At 72.4% G+C, this 23,817-nt stretch carries 22 protein-coding genes; 10 read left to right on the top strand and 12 right to left on the bottom strand.

Features of this window, described 5'->3' with window-relative positions; genetic code table 11:
• Positions 1 to 199: 199 nt before the first annotated feature.
• Positions 200 to 1,072: an SDR family oxidoreductase gene (locus ACSQ2D_RS04825; protein WP_435987816.1), complete on the top strand. Its 873-nt coding sequence runs from the start codon at positions 200 to 202 to the stop codon at positions 1,070 to 1,072.
• A 16-nt stretch (positions 1,073 to 1,088) separates the two neighbouring features.
• On the opposite strand, the gene ACSQ2D_RS04830 is transcribed toward ACSQ2D_RS04825, so the two are convergent.
• Complete coding sequence (locus tag ACSQ2D_RS04830) at positions 1,089 to 1,460, bottom strand: hypothetical protein (RefSeq protein WP_435984882.1); 372 nt, start codon at positions 1,458 to 1,460, stop codon at positions 1,089 to 1,091.
• A gap of 43 nt (positions 1,461 to 1,503) precedes the next feature.
• A complete protein-coding gene (locus tag ACSQ2D_RS04835; protein WP_435984883.1) occupies positions 1,504 to 2,685 on the bottom strand; it encodes a zinc-dependent alcohol dehydrogenase in 1,182 nt (393 codons plus the stop codon).
• Positions 2,686 to 2,763: 78 nt separating this feature from the next.
• On the opposite strand from ACSQ2D_RS04835, the gene ACSQ2D_RS04840 reads away from it, so the two are divergent.
• A complete protein-coding gene (locus ACSQ2D_RS04840; protein ID WP_435984884.1) occupies positions 2,764 to 3,762 on the top strand; it encodes an SDR family NAD(P)-dependent oxidoreductase in 999 nt (332 codons plus the stop codon).
• 115 nt (positions 3,763 to 3,877) lie between these two features.
• Here the strand turns inward: ACSQ2D_RS04840 and ACSQ2D_RS04845 are convergent, their stop codons facing one another.
• Both ACSQ2D_RS04845 and ACSQ2D_RS04850 read right to left on the bottom strand, forming a co-directional pair.
• A complete protein-coding gene (locus ACSQ2D_RS04845; RefSeq protein ID WP_435984885.1) occupies positions 3,878 to 5,560 on the bottom strand; it encodes an alpha-amylase family protein in 1,683 nt (560 codons plus the stop codon).
• A complete protein-coding gene (locus ACSQ2D_RS04850) occupies positions 5,557 to 6,570 on the bottom strand; it encodes a TIGR03885 family FMN-dependent LLM class oxidoreductase (protein ID WP_435984886.1) in 1,014 nt (337 codons plus the stop codon). The genes ACSQ2D_RS04845 and ACSQ2D_RS04850 overlap by 4 nt, the downstream gene beginning before the upstream one ends.
• A 146-nt stretch (positions 6,571 to 6,716) precedes the next feature.
• Here ACSQ2D_RS04850 and ACSQ2D_RS04855 point away from each other — a divergent pair, with 146 nt between their 5' ends.
• Entirely contained in the window at positions 6,717 to 7,331 is a 615-nt protein-coding gene (locus ACSQ2D_RS04855; protein ID WP_435984887.1) for a flavodoxin family protein, read from the top strand.
• A gap of 37 nt (positions 7,332 to 7,368) precedes the next feature.
• Here the strand turns inward: ACSQ2D_RS04855 and ACSQ2D_RS04860 are convergent, their stop codons facing one another.
• The 4 genes from ACSQ2D_RS04860 to ACSQ2D_RS04875 form a co-directional block, all read right to left on the bottom strand.
• On the bottom strand, positions 7,369 to 8,370 hold the full coding sequence (locus ACSQ2D_RS04860; RefSeq protein WP_435984888.1) for an SGNH/GDSL hydrolase family protein: 1,002 nt from the start codon (positions 8,368 to 8,370) through the stop codon (positions 7,369 to 7,371).
• Entirely contained in the window at positions 8,363 to 9,478 is a 1,116-nt protein-coding gene (locus ACSQ2D_RS04865) for an alpha/beta hydrolase (RefSeq protein ID WP_435984889.1), read from the bottom strand. The genes ACSQ2D_RS04860 and ACSQ2D_RS04865 overlap by 8 nt, the downstream gene beginning before the upstream one ends.
• Positions 9,469 to 12,822 (bottom strand): bifunctional lysylphosphatidylglycerol synthetase/lysine--tRNA ligase LysX, encoded by a 3,354-nt coding sequence (lysX, locus tag ACSQ2D_RS04870; RefSeq protein WP_435984890.1) that lies wholly within the window; start codon positions 12,820 to 12,822, stop codon positions 9,469 to 9,471. Before lysX ends, ACSQ2D_RS04865 begins: the two co-directional genes overlap by 10 nt.
• A 153-nt stretch (positions 12,823 to 12,975) precedes the next feature.
• Positions 12,976 to 13,569, bottom strand: a complete 594-nt coding sequence (locus ACSQ2D_RS04875) for a TetR/AcrR family transcriptional regulator (RefSeq protein ID WP_435984891.1) — start codon at positions 13,567 to 13,569, stop codon at positions 12,976 to 12,978.
• A gap of 95 nt (positions 13,570 to 13,664) precedes the next feature.
• On the opposite strand from ACSQ2D_RS04875, the gene ACSQ2D_RS04880 reads away from it, so the two are divergent.
• Positions 13,665 to 14,219, top strand: a complete 555-nt coding sequence (locus ACSQ2D_RS04880; RefSeq protein WP_435984892.1) for an NADPH-dependent FMN reductase — start codon at positions 13,665 to 13,667, stop codon at positions 14,217 to 14,219.
• A 106-nt stretch (positions 14,220 to 14,325) separates the two neighbouring features.
• On the opposite strand, the gene ACSQ2D_RS04885 is transcribed toward ACSQ2D_RS04880, so the two are convergent.
• Positions 14,326 to 14,865, bottom strand: a complete 540-nt coding sequence (locus ACSQ2D_RS04885; RefSeq protein WP_435984893.1) for a MarR family winged helix-turn-helix transcriptional regulator — start codon at positions 14,863 to 14,865, stop codon at positions 14,326 to 14,328.
• 74 nt (positions 14,866 to 14,939) lie between these two features.
• Here ACSQ2D_RS04885 and ACSQ2D_RS04890 point away from each other — a divergent pair, with 74 nt between their 5' ends.
• From ACSQ2D_RS04890 to ACSQ2D_RS04900, 3 genes are all read left to right on the top strand, one after another.
• Positions 14,940 to 15,125, top strand: a complete 186-nt coding sequence (locus tag ACSQ2D_RS04890) for a hypothetical protein (RefSeq protein WP_435984894.1) — start codon at positions 14,940 to 14,942, stop codon at positions 15,123 to 15,125.
• A gap of 127 nt (positions 15,126 to 15,252) precedes the next feature.
• Entirely contained in the window at positions 15,253 to 15,579 is a 327-nt protein-coding gene (locus ACSQ2D_RS04895) for a hypothetical protein (RefSeq protein WP_435984895.1), read from the top strand.
• A gap of 42 nt (positions 15,580 to 15,621) precedes the next feature.
• Positions 15,622 to 16,866, top strand: a complete 1,245-nt coding sequence (locus tag ACSQ2D_RS04900) for a D-arabinono-1,4-lactone oxidase (protein WP_435984896.1) — start codon at positions 15,622 to 15,624, stop codon at positions 16,864 to 16,866.
• Between the two features lie 30 nt (positions 16,867 to 16,896).
• On the opposite strand, the gene ACSQ2D_RS04905 is transcribed toward ACSQ2D_RS04900, so the two are convergent.
• Positions 16,897 to 17,376 carry a MarR family winged helix-turn-helix transcriptional regulator gene (locus ACSQ2D_RS04905; protein ID WP_435984897.1) on the bottom strand — a complete coding sequence of 160 codons (480 nt, stop codon included), beginning with the start codon at positions 17,374 to 17,376 and terminating at the stop codon, positions 16,897 to 16,899.
• A 202-nt stretch (positions 17,377 to 17,578) separates the two neighbouring features.
• Here ACSQ2D_RS04905 and ACSQ2D_RS04910 point away from each other — a divergent pair, with 202 nt between their 5' ends.
• Positions 17,579 to 17,770, top strand: coding sequence for a BldC family transcriptional regulator (locus tag ACSQ2D_RS04910; protein WP_435984898.1), 192 nt, complete (start codon positions 17,579 to 17,581; stop codon positions 17,768 to 17,770).
• Here ACSQ2D_RS04910 and ACSQ2D_RS04915 read toward each other — a convergent pair.
• Together ACSQ2D_RS04915 and ACSQ2D_RS04920 are read right to left on the bottom strand one after the other, a co-directional pair.
• Positions 17,767 to 19,017, bottom strand: coding sequence for an AGE family epimerase/isomerase (locus tag ACSQ2D_RS04915; RefSeq protein WP_435984899.1), 1,251 nt, complete (start codon positions 19,015 to 19,017; stop codon positions 17,767 to 17,769). The genes ACSQ2D_RS04910 and ACSQ2D_RS04915 overlap by 4 nt on opposite strands.
• Positions 19,018 to 19,076: 59 nt before the next feature.
• Positions 19,077 to 19,649, bottom strand: coding sequence for a MarR family winged helix-turn-helix transcriptional regulator (locus tag ACSQ2D_RS04920; protein WP_435984900.1), 573 nt, complete (start codon positions 19,647 to 19,649; stop codon positions 19,077 to 19,079).
• Between the two features lie 61 nt (positions 19,650 to 19,710).
• Here ACSQ2D_RS04920 and icmF point away from each other — a divergent pair, with 61 nt between their 5' ends.
• Positions 19,711 to 22,980 (top strand): fused isobutyryl-CoA mutase/GTPase IcmF, encoded by a 3,270-nt coding sequence (gene icmF / locus ACSQ2D_RS04925; protein ID WP_435984901.1) that lies wholly within the window; start codon positions 19,711 to 19,713, stop codon positions 22,978 to 22,980.
• 43 nt (positions 22,981 to 23,023) lie between these two features.
• Positions 23,024 to 23,779: a helical backbone metal receptor gene (locus ACSQ2D_RS04930; protein ID WP_435984902.1), complete on the top strand. Its 756-nt coding sequence runs from the start codon at positions 23,024 to 23,026 to the stop codon at positions 23,777 to 23,779.
• Positions 23,780 to 23,817: the final 38 nt, after the last annotated feature.

Below are 23,817 nucleotides of genomic sequence, written 5' to 3' on the forward strand. Positions count from 1 at the left end.
CGACAGTGCCACGCGGCGCCCCCTTCGCGCAACGGTTCCGTGCCGGTGACGTCCGGTCCGGGCCCGCTGTGGTCCGCGCGACACGCCGGCTCGGGACGTCCGGGACCGCGTCATCGAGCGGGGGGATGGGTAGGTGGAGGGCACACCTCCCCGACTGGAAGGACCGACCGTGTCCGAGATCGCCGACCGCGCCGAGAGCATGGTGCGCCACGACGACCAGGGTGGCTTTCCCGCCCAGCAGCAGGACCCACCCGGGCTGACGAGCCAGATGCGTCCGGTGCCCGACCACGGGGAGGAGACGTACGTCGGGCACGGACGGCTCGAGGGCAAGCGGGCCCTCATCACCGGCGGGGACTCAGGGATCGGACGAGCCATCGCGATCGCGTACGCCCGCGAGGGCGCCGACGTCGCCATCAGCTACCTGCCGGCCGAGCAGTCCGACGCCGAGGACACCCTCGGCTGGATCGAGAAGGCCGGCCGCACGGGCGTCCTCGTGCCCGGGGACCTCGTCGAGCGCCAGGCCTGCATGCGCGCCGTCGCCGACGCCGTGCGCGGGCTCGGCGGCCTCGACATCCTCGTCAACAACGCCGGCTACCACTGGGACCGTGGGCCGGAGGGGCTCGAGGGCCTCCAGCCGGAGCACGTGGATCGCGTCATGCGCACCAACCTCCATGCGGTGATCTGGCTCTGCCAGGCGGCGCTGCCGCACCTGCAGCCCGGGTCGTCGATCATCAACACGACCTCGATCCAGGCCTACGACCCGTCGCCCGCGCTGCTCGACTACGCAGCGACCAAGGCCGCGCTCAACAACCTCACCGTCAACCTCGCGGCCTCGTTGGGCCCCAAGGGGATTCGTGTCAACGCCGTGGCGCCCGGCCCGATCTGGACGCCCCTGCAACCGGCGACCCGTGACAGCCGGAAGATCGAGACGTTCGGTGCCGACACCCCGCTGGGACGGGCCGGCCAGCCGGGGGAGGTCGCTCCGGCATACGTCTTCCTGGCGTCTCCGACGGAGGCCAGCTACGTGTCGGGCACCGTGCTCGGCGTCACCGGCGGTGGCGCGGTCTTCTGAGCCCCGCGCGCGGGTGTCAGCCGTCGCGCTCCCAGGGAGCGTCCTCGCCCATCTTCGCGTAGTACTTCGCGAGGTGGCTGCGGACGCGGTCTCGGTCCTTGTCGGGCAGGTCGACCCCGCCGCGTGAGCCCTGCATGACGGCGGCGGCCGCCATGACGGCCCGAGGGACGGCCTTGAGACGTCCGTCCACGACGTCGGCGACGAGGAGCTTGTATGCCGTGAAGTTCTGCTTGCTCTCGGCGTCGTACCAGACGTGCGCGTCGCGGTACTTCGCGTTGGGCTCGTCCTCGGCGCCGGCCCACGCCCGCACCCGCTTCTCGGCGGCGTCGCCGTCCCACTCCCGGTCGCGGTCGGCGAGGGGAAGGTCCTGGAAGCTCGTCACGCTCATCGTGGCTCTCCTTGTCCGGGTCGAGGCATCGGCTGGTGGCAGGTCAGGGCTGCAGGACGACCTTGAGGCAGTCGTCCTGCTTCTCCTGGAAGATGCGGTAGAGGTCGGGGGCGTCGGCCAGGCTCCCGTGGTGGGTGGCGAGGCCCTCGAGTCCGAGCACGTCGTCGTCAGTGCGCACGATGTCGAGCAGCTCGTCGCTCCAGCGACGGACGTGGCACTGGCCCATCCGGATCGTCAGGCCCTTGTCGAAGAGCTCCATCATCGGCATGGGGTCGGCCATGCCGCCGTAGACGCCGCTGATCGACAGCGTGCCCCCTCGCCGGACCGCCGCCACCGCGGTGTGCAGTGCGGCGAGGCGGTCGATGCCGAAGCGCTCGACGGCTTCTCGTGCGACAGGCTTGGGCATGCGGCTCGTCGCGGCAATGACCTTCTCGGACAGAGGGTTACCGTGTGCCTCCATACCGACGGCGTCGATCACGGCGTCCGGGCCTCGACCGTCCGTCATCTCGGTGAGAGTCCGCGCGACGTCGCTGCTGGTGGCGTCGACGACCTCGGCGCCCCGGGCGCGGGCCTTCTCGAGCCGATCCGGCACGAGGTCGACCCCGATGACCCGGCCGACGCCTCGGTAGAGCGCCGACCGCACGGCCAGCTGCCCGACCGGACCCAGCCCGAGGACGGCCAGGGTGTCGTTGCCGTTGACGTCGGCGTGCTCCACCGCCTGCCACGCAGTCGGCAGGATGTCGGAGAGGTAGAGGAATCGCTCGTCGGGCATCTCGTCGGGGATGACGATGGGGCCGAAGTCGGCGTGGGGCACGCGGACGTACTCGGCCTGGCCGCCGGGCACGGAGCCGTAGAGGCTCGTGTAGCCGAAGAGGCTCGCGCCCTTGCCCGCCTCGGTGTTCTGCGTGGTCTCGCACTGCGCGAAGAGACCCCGCTGACACATCCAGCACCGGCCGCACGAGATGTTGAACGGCACGACGACACGGTCGCCGACCGCCAGGGTGGCCACACCCGGACCGACCTCCTCGACGATGCCCATGAACTCGTGACCGAGCACGTCTCCCGGCTGCAGGTACGGGGCGAGCACCCGGTAGAGGTGCAGGTCGGAGCCGCAGATGGCCGTCGACGTGACACGCACGACGGCGTCGGTGGTGTGAGCGATGACGGGGTCGGGTACGTCGGTCACACGGACGTCCTCGATGCCGTGCCAGGTCAATGCCTTCATGACGCGGTCCTACCCATGCGCACCCGTGGAAAAACCCGGGGGTGGAGCGGTGTCGGGGTCCAGAGACGAGGAGCGAGCATGTGCCCGAGCGAAGAGAGCATCTCCGACCGACCCGTGGCCGTCGTTCTCGGCGCATCCCGCGGCCTCGGCTTCCTCGTGGCAGGGGAGCTGCTGAGGCGTGGGCACCGGGTCGTCGTCGCGGCCCGGGACCTCGCGGAGGTCGAGGCTGCGGTGCGGGAGCTGGAGCCCCTGGGGCCGGTCACCGCCGAGCGCTGCGACATCCGTGACCGGCACGAGGTGGGTGAGCTCGTCGGTCGCGTCGAGCACTCCGTCGGCCCGATCGAGGTGCTCGTGACGGTGGCCGGGATCATCCAGGCGGCTCCCGCCGAGTCGCTGGTCCTGCACGAGTTCGAGGACGCCATCGACACCATGGCGTGGGGCCCCATCCACGCGGCCATGACGGTGCTGCCGCACATGCGTCGGCGCGGGCACGGCCGGATCGGGACGGTGACGTCGGTCGGCGGCATGGTCTCCCCACCGCACCTGCTGCCGTACGCGACCGCCAAGTTCGCCGCGGTCGGCTTCTCGGACGGCCTGGCCGCGGCCCTGAGCGGGAGCGGGGTCACGGCCACGACGATCGTCCCCGGCCTGATGCGGACCGGCGGCCACGTGCACGCGCGGTTCGGTGGAGACCCTGCCGCCGAGTACGCATGGTTCGCCCCCGCGGCCTCGCTCCCGCTGCTCTCGGTCGATGCCGACCGTGCCGCCCGGCGCATCGTGGACGCGGTGCTGGCCGGTCGTCCGATGGTCGTCCTGACGCCGTTGGCCTGGGTCGGGATCCGGGTGCGAGGTCTGGCGCCGGCCACGACGACGCGCGTCATGGGTCTCCTGGGCCGGCTCCTGCCGACCGCGCCGGCCCGCGGCGGGGCGCGCACCGTCGACGGTGCCGAGGCACGACGGCGGCTGGGCTCGCCCCTCGTCGAGCGGCTGACGACGCTCGGCGACCGAGCCGCCAGACGCAACCGGGGCGCAGTCCCCGGACGTGTCGAGGACGGGCCGGCGACGACGCGGACATGACGAAGGACCAGCCCATGAAGCGCGCCCGGGAGGTGGGCATCGACGGGCGGTCGAGCATGAACACGTCCCCGCTCATCTCAGCGCTGCGTCACCACTGAGGGGCTGCGGGACCCCCTCAGAGGAAGGGGTCCTCCCCCTCGCGCACGACGAGCAGCCACCGGTAGCCGTACGGCTCGAGGTCGATGTCGACCCGCCCGGATGCCGTGACGTCGAGGTCGGGCCGGCCACCGAGCACGTCGACGAGCCGTGCGTCCCTCGGTAGCCCCGGCAGGGTGAGTGGCACGACGGCCCCGTCCTCGCCGAGGTTGTGCACGGCGAGCATGGCCCAGTCCTCGCAGCGGCTGACGTGGGCGAGGACGGACGGCACGGGGTGGTCGAGCACCTCGACCGTCGCCCATCCGCTCTCGGGCAGCTGTCGGTAGCGACGCGCCAGGCTGCGCACGAACCACCACAGCGAGCCGGGGTCCCGCCGCTGGTCGGCGACGTTGACGTGCTCCGGTCCCCAGACCCCGTCCGGCATGGGTCGGGTGAGGCGGCGCGGGGTGGCGGTCGAGAAGCCGCCGCTCGGTGCGGACGTCCACTGCATGGGGGTGCGCACCGCGAGCCGGCCCGGCACGTCCAGGTTCTCGCCCATGCCGATCTCCTCGCCGTAGAAGAGCACCGGGGTGCCGGGCAGGGAGAACATCAGGGAGTACGCCAGCCGCACCCTCCGCTCGTCACCGCTGACCATGGGCGGGAGGCGGCGTCGCAGACCTCGGCCGTAGAGCTGCATGTCGGGGTCGGGCCCGAAGGCGTCGAAGACCTCGCGCCGCTCCTTCGTGGTGAGCTTGTCGAGGGTCAGCTCGTCGTGGTTGCGCACGAAGCTGGCCCACTGGCTCGTGACGTCGAGGGGTGGCCTCTCGCGCAGCGCGGCGGCGAGCGGGCCGGCGTCGCCGCGAGCCAGCGAGAGGTAGAAGCGCTGCATCCCGATGAAGTCGAACTGCATGTTGAGCCCGTCCCCGTCGTCACCGCCGAAGAAGCGGCGCTGCTCCGGGTAGGGCAGGTTGACCTCGCCGAGGAGCACGGCGTCTCCCACCCGCCGGGTCACGAAGGACCGGACGTCACCGAGGTAGCGGTCTGGGTTGAAGGCATCGGCGTCGTCGACGCCGGGCACCCCGTCGCGGGCGAAGAGGAACGGCACGGCATCGACTCGGAATCCGGACACGCCGAGCTCGAGCCAGAAGCCGAGCGTCCGTGAGATCTCCTCCTGGACAGCGGGGTTCGCGACGTTGAGGTCAGGCTGGTGCTTGTAGAAGTGGTGAAGGTAGTAGTCACCCGTCTTCTCGTCCCGCTCCCAGATGCTGTCCTCCTCGTCCGGGAAGACCACGTCCTTCGCGCTGGACCGCGGCTTGGTTCGGCTCCACACGTAGTAGTCGCGGTACGGGTCCTCCCGGCTGCGTCGCGCGGACCTGAACCACGGGTGCTGGTCGGAGGTGTGGTTCATGACGAAGTCGACGATGACCCGGATGCCGTGGGCGCGTGCGGTGCGCACGAGCTCGACGAAGTCGCCGAGCGTGCCGAGACGTGGGTCGACGCCGAAGAAGTCGGTGATGTCATAGCCGTCGTCCTTGCGGGCGGTCGGGTAGAAGGGCATGAGCCACAGGCACGTCACGCCGAGGTCGGCGAGGTACTCCACGCGGTCGGTCATGCCGCGCAGGTCCCCGACGCCGTCCCCGTCGGAGTCCTGGAACGTCTCGACGTCGGCGCAGTAGAGGACGGCGTTCTTCCACCACACGTCGCCCGTGTCGCTCATCCTCATCGGACCACCTCGCGCGACCCCTGAGGCGAGTCGCTCTGCGGCACAGGGCCGCTCGGTGACAGCTGCGGCAGCACGGACGTGCCGAACGCCTCGATGAACGGCGTCTGGTGCTGGCCGACGAAGTGCACGTAGATCTCGTCCCATCCCATGTCGACGTAGTCCTGGAGCCACTGGGCGTGCCGGCCGAGATCCGCCGAGACGAGCACGGCGTCCCGGACCTGGTCGGGGGTCACGGACTCGCCGATGAGGTCGAAGGCCTCGACGGTCTCGGTGTCCCACGCGACGGGCGGACCGAGCACGTTGCTGCGCCACTGGTCGTGGGCGACGTGGAGGGCCTCGTCCTCGGTGGGGGCCCAGCTCACGTGCACCTGCAGGCGAGCGGGACCTCGTCCGCCGGCGTCGCGGTAGGCCGCGAGGACCCGGCGCAGGGTCTCGGGCGGCTGGTTGACGGTGATGAGACCGTCGGCCCATCCGGCATGGCGTGCAGCCGTCTCGGGCGTCACCGCCGGCCCGACGAGGTCGGGGACGGGGTCGGGGAGGGTCCAGAGCCGCGCCCGGTTCACCGTCACGAGCCCGTCGTGGCTGACCTCCTCACCGGCGAGCAGCCGCCGGATGACGTCGACGCACTCGAGCAGGCGGGCGTCCCGGACCTCCTTGCGTGGCCACACCTCACCGGTCACCCGCTCGTTCGAGGCCTCGCCCGACCCGAGGGCCGCCCAGAAGCGTCCGGGGAACATCTGTCCGAGCGTCGCGATGGCCTGCGCCGTGACGGCGGGGTGGTAGCGCTGTCCCGGGGCGGTGACGACACCGAAGGGCAGCGAGGTCGTGGCCAGGGCCGCACCGAGCCAGCTCCACGCGTACCCCGACTCGCCCTGACGGCTGCTCCACGGCGAGATGTGGTCGGACGACATCGCCGCCGTGAAGCCGGCGTCCTGCGCGGCGCGGACGTCCCTGAGGAGCTGGGCGGGGTCGATCTGTTCGTGCGAGCAGTGGAAGCCGATGACGGTCATGCCTCCCCACGCAACCGCACGAGAGGGTGTGCCGTCAACGGCCGACGGCCCGGCCTCCTTGGGGTTGTTGGGATCCCGCTCGAACGGGTATGGGCCGCAGATCCTGTCCGTCCCGTTCGTGCCCGTCGACCGTCCGGAGGTGCCCCGTGGCCCTGACCGCCCTCGCACTCAACTGCACGCTCAGCCCGTCCCCGGCCGCATCGAGCACCGAGCTGCTCGCGCAGCAGGTCCTCGACGCCCTCGCCGGGCACGACGTCACGGGCTCGATGGTCCGCGTCGTGGACCACGACGTGCGTCCCGGCGTCGAGCTCGACATGGGCGACGGCGACGCGTGGCCGGCCATCCGTGAGCAGGTCGTCGCGAGCGACATCCTCGTCCTGGCCACCCCGACCTGGTTGGGGCAGCACAGCAGCGTGTGCCAGCGCGTGCTCGAGCGCCTCGACGCCGAGCTGGCCGAGAAGGACGACGAGGGGCGGCTGCTCACCTACGGCAAGGTCGCCGTCGTGGTCGTCGTGGGCAACGAGGACGGAGCTCACCACATCAGTGCGATCGCCTTCCAGTCGCTCAACGACGTCGGGTTCACGATCCCGGCCGGTGGCGTCACCTACTGGAACGGCGAAGCCATGCACGGCACCGACTACAAGGACCTCGAGTCGACGCCCGACACGGTCGCGAGCACGACGCGCACCCTCGCAGCGAACGCAGCCCACCTGGCCCGGCTGCTCGCCGCCGACGGCTACCCGTCGTCCGACGAGACCTGACACCGGTCGGCGCGCCTCTCCGGCCTTCCCGCGACGGTCACGGGGCCGAGCGCCAGGACGCGACCGCGCCCGTCGTGGCCACCTCGTCCACGACGGCGGTGGACAGGAGCGTGTGCCCGCTCGCGTTCGGGTGGTCGCCGTCGTCGAGCAGATCACCGGTCGGGTCCCGGGTGCCCGACGTGCCCTTGAGGGGGCTGTACGCGTCGACGTAGACGGTGCCCGTCGACGCGGCCACCTGCCGGACCGTCTCGTTGACGAGCCGGGTCAGCTCGTCGCTGCCGAGCACGAAGTCCTCGCCCAGAGCCCGGCCGACCGAGCCGTCGACCGTGACGTTCCAGTAGCCGAGAAGAGCGATGCGCAGGTCGGGACGGTGGTCGATGCGGCGGATCGCCGCGATGATCCGGGTCAGGCCGTCGCGCATCCCGGCGACGGTGGCCGACCAGCAGTCCGACCCGGCAGCCGGGAAGCAGCCCTGGTCGTCGACGCGGTCGAGGTCGAAGTCGTTGGCGCCCACCTCGACGAGGACGAGGTCGGCGTGCGCGAGGTGGTCTCGGGTCGGCGAGGAGCCGAGGTCGTCCTCGACGTCCGCCGTGGTCCAGCCGCCGTTCGCGTCGTTGTGCACCACCCAGCTGCGGTCGGTCAGGGCGCCGAGCCGCTGCCCGACCTGCTCGACGTAGCCCGTGCAGCCACACGTCTCGGCCGACGGCACCGAGTCCCCGAGCCCCACGAGCGTCAGCGGTCCGGACGGCGTCGTGCTGGAGGCCGCCGGGGTGCCACCGGGAGACGGGCTCACCGTCGTGACGGGCGTTCTCGGCGCCGCGCCGGAGTCACGGAGAAGGCTGGAGGGTCCGAGACCGGGCACGACGCCGCTCAGGCCCAGCACGGCGAGGACGGCCAGGCCGAGCAGCGCCGCGGCGAGGTGTCGGGGTCGGGCGCGGGCAGCGTGCCGTGGGTGCTGTCGGTGCCGACGGTGCCCGCTCCGGTCCGGGGGCGCGTCCGCGGCCCGGCCCCACGGCATACGTCCTCGGGGTTCAGGCACGGAAGCCCGGCATGGTCTGCGCCAGCCACGCGAGGGCGGCCGGGACGTAGGGGGTGAACACCGAGTCGCGGTGACCACCGTGGGCCAGGACCGTGCCCGTGACGTCGAGCGGGCTCCGGGCGACGCTGAGGAACTTCGACGTCGTGGGATACGACAGCGGGTCCTCGCGGGAGGTGAGCACCCACATCGCCACGGGCGGCGGCGCCGTGTGCGCCATCGTGACGAGGTCGTAGCCGCGCTGGGTCGCCGTCGTCAGGGGGTCGTACGCCGCGCTGAAGTCCGGACGGAAGTAGCCGAGGAGCACGACCGCGGCGCCGAAGACGTCGGGGTGACGCATCGACAGCGACGCCGCACACCACCCGCCGTAGGAGTAGCCGAGCGTGGCCCACGAGGTGCGCGTCAGCGTGACGCGGAAGTGGTGCGCGGTCCACGCGGGGATGTCGCGGGCGAGCCACGTGTCCGTCTGCGGCTGGCCGGGCCCGCCGTTGACGCACTCGGTGTCGAGGCTCGCCGGGGTGTCGATGCGCGGGACGACGACGATCGAGGGCGCGAGCCGGTGCTCGGCGGTGAGGGCGTCCACGGAGCTGAGGAAGTCGAGCTTGAGGAAGCCCTTCGGCCCGCTCGGGAAGCCGTGCAGGCCGAGGATGACGGGGTAGGTGCGGGACGATCTCGGGTCGTAGCCGACCGGCAGGTGGACGTAGACCTGGCCCTCGGCGTTCGACCGCCTGTCGACGACCGTGTACGTCTGCAGCCGCGAGCCGGGCTGGGGGAGGGGCGGCAGGACGGCCGGCGTCGTGACGCCCCGGAGCCCGGGGCCGGACACGGCGGCGGTGACGACCTCCGGGCTCGTCCCTCCGTGGTGCACCTGCACGGACGTCGAGCGCGAGCCGAAGAGGTCACCCCAGCTGGAGTAGAAGAGGTACTGGTCGTTGAGCGCGGCGCCGGCGAGCGCGAGGACGAGGACGTTGAGCAGCACGACCTGGACGCCCCGGACGACGGCGCGCGTGACCCGGGAGCCCCAGCGCGGCAGCCCGGCGACGACGAGCGCGAAGACGACGAGCGCGAGCACGGAGAGCAGGACGACGGGGCCCGGATCGGTCAGCTCCATGCCGGGCTCGTCTCACGGTCGCCGCGCCGCGCGGTCATCGGACGCACGAACGGGAAGGTCAGCACCGAGCGGATCGAGCTGTGGGTCAGGAGCATGACGAGCCGGTCGACGCCGATCCCGAGGCCGCCGCTGGGTGGCATCCCCAGCTCGAGCGCGTGGAGGAAGTCCTCGTCGACCTCCATCGCCTCCGGGTCGCCGGCAGCCGCCTTGAGCGACTGCTCGGTGAGCCGGGCCCGCTGGTCGACGGGGTCGGTCAGCTCGCTGTATGCCGTGCCGACCTCCATCCCCGCCACCACGAGGTCCCAGCGCTCGACGAGCCCCGCCTCCGTCCGGTGCGGCCGCGTCAGGGGCGAGGTCTCGACGGGGAAGTCGGTGTAGAAGGTGGGCAGCACCGTCGCCGGCTCGACGAGCACGGCGTAGAGCTCCTCGATGACGGCCCCGGCCCCCATCTCGGGGCGCACCGTGATGCCGTGGTCCTCGGCGAGCCCCAGCAGCACGTCGATGTCGGTGTCGACCGTGACCCGACGGCCGACCGCGTCCGAGACGGCGTCGAGCACGGTGACGACCGGCCACTCGCCGCTGATGTCGACGAGGTCGACGAGGTCGACGAGTCCGTCGTGCCCGTGGGGTCTGGCGCCGGGAACGGGCAGCGGGAGGACCTCGCGGCCGTGGACGGAGCGTGCCGCCTCGCGGACGAGCCGCTCGGTGAGGTGGCGCATCGTCGTGTAGTCGGCGTGTGGCTGGTAGACCTCGAGCGAGGTGAACTCCGGGTTGTGCGTGGCGTCCGCCCCCTCGTTGCGGAAGTTGCGACCGAGCTCGAAGACGGGACCGAGCCCGGCGACGAGGAGCCGTTTGAGGTGCAGCTCGGGAGCGATGCGCAGGGACAGGTCGACGCCGTACGCGTTGATGAACGTCCGGAACGGCCGCGCGCTCGCGCCACCGTGGGTCGTGTGCAGCATCGGGGTCTCCACCTCCAGGAAGCCGGCGTCGCCGAGGGTCCTCCGGATCGACCCGACGACGGCCGACCGCCGCCGGAGCAGCTCGACGTCGCGAGGGTGGACGAGCAGGTCGGTCGAGCGCCGGCGAGCTCGGGTGGCCGGGTCGTCGAAGGCGCGGAAGGGGACGGGATGGAGGCACTTGGCCTCCATCCGCCACGTGTCGGCGAGCAGGCTCGGGGTCCCGGTGCGGGACCGGCCCGTCGTGCCGTCGACGCGCACGAGGTCGCCGACGTCGACGAACGACGTGAGCTGGTCAACGCATTCCCGACCCAGACGGGCCGCGTCGAAGAGCACCTGCAGCCGTGCCTCGCCGTCGACGAGGTCCGCGAAGGTGACGCCGCCGTGGTCGCGGAGCTCTCGCACCCGTCCCACGACCGACACGGTGCGCGGGACCCGCCACGCGTCGGGGCCGAGGGCGGCGATGGGGGTCGTCGTGACCGACGCCGCGCCGACGGGGTAGGCGTCGACCCCGGCCTCGCGCATCCGGTCGAGGGCCGCCGCCCGGTGGCGGAACTGGTCGGACCGGCGCGGACCGAGAGCCTCGACGTCGACGGCCGGCACACTCACGGAGGCCGCCTGCGCGAGGTGCTCGGGGTCGAGCTCGGTGCGGACGGCACGGGCGGCGCGGAGCGACGGGTGGCGCACGAAACCCTCCGCCGCCCCCACGGCGAGGGCCACCTGCGGCAGGGACACGGCGTCGTCGTAGCAGACGAAGCGCGGCTGCCAGCTCGGCTCGTACTTCTCGTTGGCGCGGTAGAGGCGCTCGAGCTGCCAGACGCGGTCGAAGAAGCCGAGGACCGAGGCGCCCACGCGCGTCAGCGAGCGGGAGCCGAGGCGTTCGGCGTCCTCGAAGACCGAGCGGAACATGCAGAAGTTGAGCGAGACCCGGGAGATGCCGAGCTCGCGGGACCGGGCGAGCAGCTCGCTCACCATGAGCTCGGTGACGCCGTTGGGGGCGTCGGGCGAGCGCCGCATGACGTCGAGGGAGACTCCCGTGCGGCCCCACGGCACGAGCGAGAGCACCCCGACGAGCGACCCGTCGAGGGCGTGGGCGGTCACGTGGAGGACGTCGCCGTCGGCGAGGTCACCGCCGCGCCCGAGGGCCATCGAGAAGCCGCGGTCGGTCTCACCGCCGCGCCAGGCCTCGGCGCGCTCCGAGATCTCGGCGACCTCGTCGGTCCGCAGCTCACGCTGGCGGCGCAGGCGGACCTCGAGTCCGGCGCGAGCCGCCCTGGCCGCGGCGTGCCGGACCGGTGAGAGGGACGTTCGCCGCAGGTCGAAGCGCGCGGGGTCGAGGATGGCCTCGTCACCGAGGAGCAGCACGCGCATGCCCCCGACGGCGGCGTACGCGCGGGCTCCACGCTCGCTCGCGCCGACCACGGCGGGCACCCAGCCGAACTCGCGCGCCTCGGCCCGCCAGGCCTCGATGGCGGGCTGCCAGCTGTCCGGGTGGCCGACCGGGTCGGCGCTCGCGAGGGAGACCCCGGCGACGACCCGGTAGGTGACGGCGGCCCGACCGTCGGGGGAGAAGACGGAGGCCTTGTCGCGGCGGGTGGCGAAGTAGCCGAGGGAGTCCTCGGACCCGTGGCGGGCGATCAGGCCACGCAGGGCCACCTCGCGGTCCGGCGACCAGCGGCTGCGGGGCCGTGCGGAGGCGAGGAAGAGGGTGACGGCCGCGAGGATCGTCAGGCCCGCGCAGACCGCGACGACGTCGACGACCCAGGGCGGGACGAGCGCGAGGGTGCGCCGGCTCACGCCGCCGAAGACGGCGAGCACGGTGTCGACGAGGGGGTCGACCTGCGAGCGCGGAGCGCCGACCGTGCCGAGGAGGGTCCAGGCCACCGCCAGGGTCACGACCGAACCGGCGGCGAGGGCGGCGAGCGCGAGCCCCCAGGAGCCGCGCTGGAGCCGTCCGGTGAACTCGTGCCGGATCCGCCAGAGCCACCAGAGCGCGAGGGCGGCCACGAGGGTCGAGAGGATGTCGAGCCCGCGTCCGAGCTCGCCGCGGCTCGCCCACATCTCGGTGCGGGGCAGCCTGGCGGCCGGCACGAGCGCCACGAACCCCACGTAGATGCCGAGGACCTGGAAGACGGCGACGAACCACAGGCCGATCCGCTTGCGGCCCAGGAGCGCCCGGGTGGCGAGAGCGAGAACGACCACGGACACGAAGGTCGGGGCCACGGGCACGTTGAGGAGGCCGAAGAGCCCCTCGGCGGGGAGTGGGTGGGGTCGGCGCCGTGCCAGCAGGGTCAGCAGGAGCGCGACGAGGGTGGCGAGCGCGTAGAGGCCGGTGAGCAGTCGTGCGGGACGGTGCGAGGCCGGCGCCCGCGAGGTTCGGGTGCCCATGGCGCAGACGATCCACCCACCCGCTGGGCAGTCGCTGGGCGTTGCCTGCACGTCTCCCCACAGCGCACGTCCAGCGAGCGTCCAGCCCCGAGAGGGCTGGTCCGGCAGGTCGGGTGCGGCCGCGGCTCGCGGCGGCCGGTCGGGAGGTGACGCTCAGCCGGCGTCGACGACGCGGCGGACGAGGTCGTTCCACGTGGCGAGGATGCGCTCGCGCGTCACCCCGGCCTCGAGCTGGGGCAGGACGAAGGCCACGTCGAGCGGCGCGAGGAGGGAGAAGGCGAGGACGGGCAGGTCGCCCGTCACGTCGAGCTCGGCGAGCAGGTGGCGCACGTGGGCGACGAGGAAGGCGACGGCGGGCAGCGAACGGCCGTGGCGACCCGCGGCCGCGATCATGAGGTCGCTGCCCACGACGGTGCGCTCGAGGCGGGACTCACCGAACGCGAGGAGCCGGTCCAGGGGAGGCGCGCCCGGTCCGAGAGGGGGCGGGCCGGAGATGACGAGGCCCTGCCACCGTGCCTCGCCGTGGTCGAGCAGGGCCGTCATGAGGCCGGCGCGGCTGCCGAAGCGACGGAACACCGTGCCCTTGCCGACGCCGGCCTCGGCCGCGACGGCATCCATCGTCACGGCGTCGACGCCGTCACGGTCGACCAGCCGGTGCGCGGCGTCGAGGAGCAGCTCGCGGTTGCGCGCCGCGTCACGCCGCTCGGGGCGGGTGCGCAGGTCGAAGAGCGGCGGCTCGGTGGACACGGTCGCGATCCTAGGTCGGACGACGGCCGCCAGGGCACCGCGAGGATCCGTCGCCGTCCGGGAATAGAAACGGACCGCGGTCCGTTTCTGCCCCCATGACCACTGCTGCCACCCCCCGCACGCGCGTCGCCGTCCTCGTCGGAAGCCTGCGCAACGAGTCCGTGAACCGCCGCATCGCCGAGTCGCTGCGCGACCAGGCGCCCGAGGGTGTCGAGATCGACATCATCGACGGCCTCGGCGCCCTGCCGTTCTACAACGAGGACATCGACGGCGACGACGTGCCCGCCACGGCCGCCCAGCTGCGGGCGAGCGTCGCCGGCGCCGACCGCGTGCTCGCCGTGACGCCGGAGTACAACGGCACCATGCCGGCCGTGCTCAACAACGCCATCGACTGGCTGTCCCGCCCCTACGGTCAGGGCGCCATCACCGGCAAGCCCTTCGCCGTCGTCGGCGCGACCCCGACTCCCTACGGCGGCAAGTGGGCCCACGACGACACCCGCCGTTCGGCGGGGATCGCCGGCGCCGTCGTGCTCGACGACGTCATCGTGTCGCAGACGACGATCGACACCGACGTGCTCGGTGACCCCGAGGTCTTCGGGCGCCTCAAGGACGCGCTCGGCGCCCTCGTCGACCACCGACCCGCTGCCTGACGACCCGACCTTCCCGGCCCGCGACGAGCCGACGACCAGCTGGGCCCGGACCGATGTCCGGGCCCAGCGGCATACCCGGGCTGTCGTCGTGTCCCTGCCGGTTCGCTCAGCCGGTCGCCGTCGTCGCGGCGATGACCCGGGTCAGAGAGGCGTGCAGCGCCTGGAGGTCCTCGACCCGCATGCCGAGGCGCTCGATGATCTGTGGCGGGACCTGCAGTGCCTCCTCTCGCAGCCGCCGCCCACGTGGCGTCAGGGTGATCGCGAGGGCGCGGTCGTCGTCGGGGTGGCGCTCGCGCGTCACGAGACCCGCGGCCTCGAGCCGCTTGAGCAGAGGTGAGAGCGTCGCCGGCTCGAGGCTGAGGAGACGCCCGATCTCGCGGACGGTGAGGGGGGACCGCTCCCACAGCGCGAGCATGACGAGGTACTGCGGATGGGTGAGCCCGAGAGGCTCGAGCGCCGGGCGGTAGAGCCCGATGACGTTGCGGGCCGCCACGGCGAGGGCGAAGCAGACCTGCTGGTCGAGCTTGAGCAGGTCGTCGGGGGACGCGGTGGCCTCGTCCGGACGGGCGACCGCACGAGTGACCGCACGGGGGACCGCACGGGGGATCGAACGGGGCGTGGGTCGGGGGGTGGCGCTGCGGGTCATGGGGCCTCGTCCTCGGGGTGGCGGGATCTGTGTACACTAACAGTTAGTGCACTAATCAATTTGGAGGCAGCATCGTGTCGAGCTCGAAGCCCCGTGACGGACTCTCGATCCCTTACCGCATCGGCTACCGGCTGCGGCTGATCGCCCTGACCGTCTTCGGTCCGGCCCAGCTCGGCGAGGGCAACGACCCCACCGCCCGGCTCGCGCGTGAGCGTGCGGCCAAGGTCGCCGCGGCCCGGGCCGCCCGCGACGCGCGCTGACACACGCTGGCCGCTGCGGGCCGCGCTGCCGGCGCGACCCGTGCGGCATCCGTTCGCGCGCAACGGGCCTCACGCGGAGCCGACGGGAGTACCGTCGGGAGTGACGCATCGGACCCCGGAGGTGCCCATGGGTGATCGTGTAGGACTCATCGTCATGCTGGCCGTCGTCGTGATCCTCGTCATCGGCCTGCTCGTCGTCGGACCCCGTCGAGCCGGACGCGACTCCAGCGAGTCCCTCAACAAGCATCGCGACGACACCGAGCAGGCGCGTCGCGACCATCCGGAGGGCGCCGAGCGCTCCCACCTCGTCGGCAACCCGCCGGTCGACACGATCACCCCCGACGGCTGGGGCGTGGCCCGTCCGGGTGAGGGCGCCGAGCCCGAGGAGCTGCCCGAGGACGTGCACCCCGAGCTCCACGAGGACCGCAGCCGCCGCCGGCGCCACCAGGCCTGAGACCGTCGGGTCGAGGTCCCCGGTCGCGGGCAGACTGGGGCCATGGCGGAGACCAACTGGGCCGGCAGCCACACCTACCGGTCCCCGATCGAGCGGGTGCGCTCGGTCGAGCACCTGCAGGAGCTCGTCGCGGCGGCGCCGCGCGTCCGCGCCCTCGGGTCGCGGCACAGCTTCACCGACCTCACCGACATCACGGATGCCGACGGCGCCGTGCTCGTCTCGCTCGTCGACCTGCCGACCGCCGTCGTCGTCGACCCGACGAGCCGCACCGCCCGCGTGACGGGCCATGCGGCATACGGCCAGGTGGCGACCCAGCTGCAGGCGGCGGGGTGGGCGCTCGGCAACCTCGCCTCGCTCCCGCACATCTCCGTCGCGGGTGCCGTCGCCACCGGCACGCACGGCTCGGGGGTCGAGAACGGCTCTCTCGCAACGGCCGTCGCCTCCCTCGACCTCGTCGGCGCGGACGGCGAGCTTCGCACGGTCAGCCGCGGGGACCCCGACTTCGAGGGGAGCGTCGTCGCCCTCGGCGCGCTCGGGGTCGTCACGTCCGTGACCCTCGACGTGGAGCCGACCTACGACGTGCGCCAGGACGTCTTCACCGGGCTGTCGTGGGACGCGCTCGCGTCCGGGCTCGAGGCCGTCACGAGCAGTGCCTACAGCGTCAGCCTCTTCACCCGGTGGGGCGACTCGGGCATCGACCAGGTCTGGCTCAAGAGCCGCGGTGACCGGGCCCCGGCCGCGCCATCCGGTGCCGTGGCGGCCGCCTCGACGATGCACATGCTCGACGGCGCCGACATCGACGCGGTGACGGCCCAGGGCGGCGTGCCCGGACCGTGGCTCGACCGGCTGCCGCACTTCCGGATGGGGTTCACGCCGAGTCGCGGCGCCGAGCTCCAGAGCGAGTACCTCCTGCCCCGCGAGCTCGCCCCGACCGCCGTCGAGCGGCTGCGCGGCCTCCGCGACCGGATGGCGCCCGTGCTCCAGGTCGGCGAGCTGCGCACCGTCGCCGCAGACGGCCACTGGCTCAGCGGCTCCCACGGCCACGACGTCCTGGCCGTGCACTTCACGTGGGTCCGCGACGTGGAACGGGTGTATGCCGTCCTGCCGGCGATCGAGGCAGCGCTCCTGCCGCTCGGGGCGCGGCCGCACTGGGGCAAGTGCTTCGCCGCGGGCGTCGAGGAGCTCGAGCCGCTCTACCCGCGGATGGCCGACTTCCGGGCGCTGCGGCGCCGGGTCGACCCCGACGGCGTCTTCGGCAACGCCTTCCTCGACCGCGTCATCGGCTGAGCCGGAGCGGGCGCCGGGCGGCGGGACGGATCAGTGGCGCTTGCGCCGCCCGGGGCTCGAGGTCGGAGAGGTGTCGATCCGTTCTGTGACCTCCCGCAGCGAGGCGGCGACCCTCCCTAGGGTGGCGGCCACCTCGGACAGGTCGCCGGCGTCGAACACGTCGAAGGCCTGGGGCATCCAGTCGCGGACCTCGCGCAGCTTGCGCACGCCGGACTCGGGCAGCTCCACGGTGCTGCGACGTCGGTCGTTCGGGTCGGGCACGCGGCGCACCATCTCGCGCTGCTCGAGTCGGTCGAGCAGCGTCGTCGTCGAGCTCGTCGTCAGGCCCAGGGCGGCCGAGAGCTCGGTCTGGCCCATGGGGCCGCGGGCGAGGAGGTAGCTGATGGCCCGGCTCTCGTTGACGGTGAGGTCGAGGTGCGCGGCCACGGCGATGCGGTAGCGCTCGCCGGCGAGGATCAGCTCTCGGAGGGCGATGGTCGCGTCGTCGCGGGCCTGGGCGCGGGGGCTCATGCGCCCAATCTACTGACGTCCACTCGTTCGTTGATCTGGTCGCTTGATTGTCGAATGAACTAACCGTACCGTGGCAGGTGTCGGGAGCCCGGCGACGACCGCCCAGGCGGACCGGGATCCGGGATCCACCGGACTCGGGGTTGAGCAGCCAGCCCCGAGTCCGTGACCTCCACTGGTGCTGCGATCGGGCGAGGGGACTGGCATGGACGGCAACGACACCGCGGTCGAGAGGCTGCTGACCCCGGCGGAGGTCGCGACGATCTTCCGCGTCGACCCCAAGACGGTCAGCAGGTGGGCGCGGTCCGGCCAGCTCCACGCGCTCCGGACGCTCGGCGGTCACCGCCGCTACCCCGAGAGCGAGATCTGGGCCCTGCTCGACCGGCTGCAGGACTAGGCGGTCCGAGCCGCCTGCAGGTGCCCGTCCCGGAGGGCACCGGCGAACGACGTGATCTCGCCGAGCGCGCCGACGAGGCACGCCTGGTAGGCGTGGTAGACGTCCGGGCGTCCCTGCCAGACGACGCTCGACGGGGCGAGCTCGGGTGAGAGCTCGTGGCGCCACGACCCCTGCTCGGGGTCGACGAACCACTCGTGGGCGTGCTCCCACCACCGGTCGTACCACGCGGCATACGTCGGGTCGCCGGTCGCGAGGTGGAGCGTGCGTGCGGCGCCGATGGCCTCGGTGACGACCCAGTGCAGCCGGTCGCGCACGACGGGCCTGCCCTCGAAGTCGGTGGTGTAGACGAAGCCCTCGTGGCCGTCGACGTCCCAGCCCTCGTGCACCGCGACGTCGAAGAGCGAGCGCGCCTCGTCGAGCAGCCAGGCGGGAGCCTCGGCTCCGAGCGCGTGCCGCAGGTGCAGCGACAGCCTCGACCACTCGAGCAGGTGCCCGGGCGTGACGCCGAACGGGCGGAACTTGTCGGTCGGGTGCTCGCGGTTGTAGTCGGGGCGCGGCTCCCAGCTCGAGTCGAAGTGCTCGGGCAGGCGGTAGTTCCACGAGCGGGCGAAGCCGTGCACGACGCGCTCGGTGATCCGGAGAGCGTGACCGAGCCAGCGCGGGTCGCGCGTCACGTCCCAGGCGGCGAGCAGGGCCTCGAGGGAGTGCATGTTGGCGTTGACGCCGCGGTAGTCCTCGAGGTCGGTCCACGTGCGGTCCCACACGTCGAGGGCGAGGCCGTCGGACTCCCGCCAGAAGCGCTGCTCGTAGGTCTGCAGCGCCCGGTCGAGCAGGTCGTCCGCCCCGGGGCGCCGGGCGGCCGAGGCGGACGTGGCGGCGAGCACGACGAACGCGTGCTCGTAGGCCCGCTTGTCGGACACGTCCGGCGTGCCGTCGCCGCGGACCGACGCGAACCAGCCGCCGTGCTCGGGGTCGTGGAGCAGGCCGCCGGGGGCGAAGGTCGCGACGCCGTGGTCGACGACCGCCTCGAACGAGGTGTCGCCCTCGAGCACCGCCAGGGCGGCGACGTGGGTCATCCGCGCCGTGATCCACAGCTCGACGCCGTAGGCCGGGTCGAGCCTCCCGTCGTCGTCGAGCCACCCGAAGCCGCCGCCGGGTCGCTGCGCGGCGCGGGCGAGCGCCCGCAACGACCGCCGCTGCTCCGCGAGCCGGTCGAGGTGGTCCGGGGGCAGCGGGGTGTCGGGCATGGCCCCCAGTCTGCCGAGGTCGCGCCCCGGCCGCTGGCGGTCCGCGTAACGAACTGGGGTCAGAAGTCGCCCGCGCCGCGTCGAAGGCGGGTCAGCACGTCGACGAGCGAGCGCACGTCGGTGGCGCCGAGGTCAGGCTGCTCGAAGACCTCGGTGTTGAGGGCCTTGGTGGCACGCTCCGCGAGCTCGCGACCGCTCGGGGTGAGGGCGACGAGCATGGCGCGGCGGTCCTCGGGGTGCGTCGACCGGGTCACGAGCCCGGCGTCCTCGAGACGGTCGACCGCGTTGGTGACGCTCGTGGGGTGCACCTGCAGGCGGCTGCCGATGACCTTCATCGGGAGGGACCCGCGCCGGCTGAACCACAGCAGCATGAGCACCTCGTAGCGCGCGAAGGTCACGCCGAGCGGTCGGAGGGTCGCCTCGACGCGGGCGAGGACGATCTGGTGGGCGCGCATGAGGGAGGTGATCGCGGCCATCCCGTCGGCGGCCGGGCCCCAGCCCTGCTCGACCCACTGCTCCCGGGCCCGGGCGATCGGGTCGAAGCCGAGGCCGGACCCGGCGGCGACCCCGGCGGCCACGCCGGTCGTGACCCCGGCGCTCGCGCCGCCCGCGGCGTTGGTCTGCGCACTCATGGCGCCATCGTAGGACGCCGACGCGTTGACGTCCATTAGTAGGAAGTCCTACTATTTTTCCATGTCCGACGCAGCGAAGCGCGATCACCACCAGCCGTCCCACCACGTCCGCCTCGTCACGGCGAGCAGTCTCTTCGACGGGCACGACGCGTCGATCAACATCATGCGGCGCATCATGCAGACGCAGGGGGCCGAGGTGATCCACCTCGGGCACAACCGCTCCGTCCAGGAGGTCGTCGACGCGGCGATCGAGGAGGACGTCCAGGGCGTCGCGGTCAGCTCCTACCAGGGCGGCCACGTCGAGTACTTCGAGTACCTCGTGCAGCTGCTCAAGGAGAACGGCGCCGGCCACATCCGCGTCGTCGGCGGGGGCGGCGGCGTCATCGTCCCCGACGAGATCGCGCGGCTGCGCGAGTCCGGCGTCACGATCTTCAGCCCCGAGGACGGCCAGCGCCTCGGCCTCGCCGGCATGATCAACACCGTCGTCGCCGACTGCGACTTCGACCCATGGGAGCTGGGCGCGCCCTCGCTCGAGGCCGTGCTCGCCGGCGAGCGGGCCTCCGTCGCACGCGCCATCACCGGCGCGCAGGAGGGCGACATCGACGACGCCATGCTGTCGGGCATCCGCGAGGCCGCCGGCCGACGCCGCGTGCCGGTCCTCGGCATCACCGGCACCGGCGGCTCGGGCAAGTCGAGCCTCACCGACGAGCTGGTCCGCCGCCTGCGCCTCGACCAGCAGGACAAGCTGCGTGTCGCCGTCCTCGCCGTCGACCCGACCCGCAGCCGTGGCGGCGGCGCGCTGCTCGGCGACCGCATCCGGATGAGCTCCCTCGACGGCGACCGCGTCTTCTTCCGCAGCCTGGCCACGCGCGGCGGCTCCCAGGTGCCGACCCACCTCGACGACGTCCTCGACGTCGTGCGGGCCGCAGGCTTCGACCTCGTCATCCTCGAGACGCCGGGCATCGGCCAGGGCGACGCCGCCGTCATCGACTACGCCGACGTCTCCCTCTACGTCATGACGCCGGAGTTCGGCGCCAGCAGCCAGCTCGAGAAGATCGACATGCTCGACCGTGCCGACGTCGTCGCCATCAACAAGTTCGAGCGCCGTGGCGCCGAGGACGCCCTGCGCGACGTCGGCCGCCAGATGGTGCGCAACCGCGAGGCCTTCGGCAAGAGCCCCGCCGACATGCCCGTCTACGGCACGTCGGCCGCCACCTTCAACGACGACGGCGTCACCGCGCTCTACCAGGAGCTGCGAGACCTGCTCGCCGACCACGGGATGCCGGTCGACGAGGGTGCGCTGCCGCGGGTCGCCACGAAGCAGTCCACCCGCATCGCGACGATCGTGCCCGCGTCCCGCGTGCGCTACCTCGCCGAGATCAGCGACACCGTCCGCGGTTTCCACGAGGCCACCGAGCGGTATGCCGCCGCGGCCAGCCGGGTGCAGCGGCTCGAGTCCGTGCGCGCCGAGCTCGCGGCCGCCGCGGCGGCGGACGACCTCGACAGTGCCGAGAGCGCGGTCGGCGCCGTCGAGGCGCTGCTCGACCACGCCCGCACCGACGTGCCGGCCGACGTGGCCGGCGCCCTCGCCGCCTGGCCCTCCGTCGTCGAGTCCTACTCCGGCGACGAGCAGGTCGTCACCATCCGGGGCAAGGAGATCCGCAACACCCTGACCCGGGAGTCGCTCTCGGGCAACAAGATCCCCCGCGTCTCGCTGCCGCGCTACCGCGACCACGGCGAGCTCGTCAGCTTCCTGCGCCGCGAGAACCTCCCCGGCTACTACCCCTTCACCGCGGGTGTCTTCCCGTTCAAGCGCGAGGGTGAGGACCCCGCCCGCATGTTCGCCGGGGAGGGCGACCCGTTCCGCACCAACCGCCGCTTCAAGCTCGTCTCCGAGGGGCAGCCGGCGACCCGCCTGTCGACGGCCTTCGACTCCGTGACCCTCTACGGTCGCGACCCCGACCCGCGCCCCGACGTCTACGGCAAGGTCGGCACGTCCGGCGTCTCCGTCGCCACGCTCGACGACATGAAGGCGCTCTACGACGGCTTCGACCTCGTGTCCCCGACGACGAGCGTCTCCATGACGATCAACGGCCCCGCACCGACGATCCTCGCCTTCTTCCTCAACACCGCGATCGACCAGCAGGTCGACGCCTTCCGGGCGCGGGAGGGCAGGGAGCCGGGCGACGCCGAGCGCGAGGAGCTCACGGCATACGCCCTCGCCAACGTCCGCGGGACGGTGCAGGCCGACATCCTCAAGGAGGACCAGGGCCAGAACACCTGCATCTTCAGCACCGAGTTCAGCCTCAAGATGATGGCCGACATCCAGGAGTGGTTCATCGAGCGGAAGGTCCGCAACTTCTACTCCGTGTCGATCTCCGGCTACCACATCGCCGAGGCGGGCGCGAACCCCATCAGCCAGCTCGCCTTCACCCTCGCCAACGGCTTCACCTACGTCGAGAGCTACCTCGCGCGCGGCATGGCGGTCGACGACTTCGCGCCCAACCTCAGCTTCTTCTTCAGCAACGGCATGGACCCCGAGTACTCCGTGCTCGGACGCGTCGCCCGGCGCATCTGGGCCGTCGCGATGAAGGAGAAGTACGGCGCGGGGGAGCGGTCCCAGAAGCTGAAGTACCACGTGCAGACGTCGGGTCGGTCCCTGCACGCGCAGGAGATGGACTTCAACGACATCCGCACGACGCTGCAGGCGCTCATCGCGATCTACGACAACGCGAACTCCTTGCACACCAACGCTTTCGACGAGGCCGTGACGACCCCGTCGGAGGAGTCGGTGCGTCGCGCCCTCGCCATCCAGCTCATCATCAACCGTGAGTGGGGGCTCGCGATGAACGAGAACCCGCTCCAGGGCTCCTTCGTCATCGACGAGCTGACCGACCTCGTCGAGGCGGCCGTCCTCAAGGAGTTCGACCGCATCACCGAGCGCGGTGGCGTGCTCGGCGCCATGGAGACCGGCTACCAGCGTGGCCGCATCCAGGACGAGTCGATGCTCTACGAGCACCGCAAGCACGACGGCAGCCTGCCGATCATCGGCGTCAACACCTTCCGCAACCCGCACGAGGGGGAGGTGCCTCGCACGGTCGTGCTGGCGCGCGGCACCGAGGAGGAGAAGCAGAGCCAGCTCGCGCGCGTCCGGGCGTTCCGCACGGAGCACGAGGTCGAGGCGACGGCCGCGCTCGAGGAGCTCAAGGCGGTCGCCATCGAGGGTGGCAACGTCTTCGACGTCCTCATGCGCGCGGCGCGGGTGTGCTCGCTCCAGCAGGTGACCGAGGCCTTCTTCGAGGTCGGCGGCCAGTACCGCCGCAACGTCTGACCCCACCCCTCCACCCGTCGAGAGGCCACGAACCGTGTCTCCGGTGACGCTCGCAGACGACCTGGCGTATGCCGTGTCGTTGCCGACCCCGCCACGTCGGGTCGTGTCGTTGGTGCCGTCCATCACGGAGGCGTTGGCGACGACGTGTCCGGAGCGACTGGTCGGCGCGACCGACTGGTGCACGCACCCGGAAGGGCTTGCGGTGCAACGGGTTCGGGGCACCAAGAACCCTGACCTCAAGGCCGTCGCTGCCCTGGCGCCGGACCTCGTCGTGGCCAACAAGGAGGAGAACCGCGAGCTCGACGTCCGTCGGCTGCGCGACGCCGGCGTGCCGGTCTGGGTCACCGACATCGAGACGGTGCCGGCCGCTCTGGACTCCCTCGGACGCCTCTTCGCCGAGGTGCTCGCCGTCGGCACGCCCGACTGGCTGATCGCGGCCCGTGACGAGTGGGGTGGTCCGGTGCCCCCGCCCGTCGTCGACGTGGCCGTGGCGATCTGGCGCGACCCGTGGATGGCCGTCGGTCGCGACACGTTCACCGGCGACCTCGTGGCCAGGCTCGGCTGGCGCAACGTCCTCGCCGACGCGTCGGAGCGCTACCCGCACGTCGACGTGGCAGACCTCGACCGGGACGATCTCGTCGTGCTGCTCCCTGACGAGCCCTACGTCTTCACCGCAGCCGACGGTCCAGAGGCATTCACCCGCGCTCGCACGGCTCTCGTCAGCGGCCGCCTGCTCACGTGGTACGGCCCGAGCCTCGTCGGCGCCAGGGCGTCCCTCACCGCAGCGTTCGAGCGCTGACCCCGGGAGCGACAACGCGCTCAACGCACCGCGCAAAG

Origin of the sequence: Terrabacter sp. LjRoot27, from assembly GCF_964254175.1 — a bacterium.
In the GTDB taxonomy this organism is placed as follows: Bacteria; Actinomycetota; Actinomycetes; order Actinomycetales; family Dermatophilaceae; genus Terrabacter.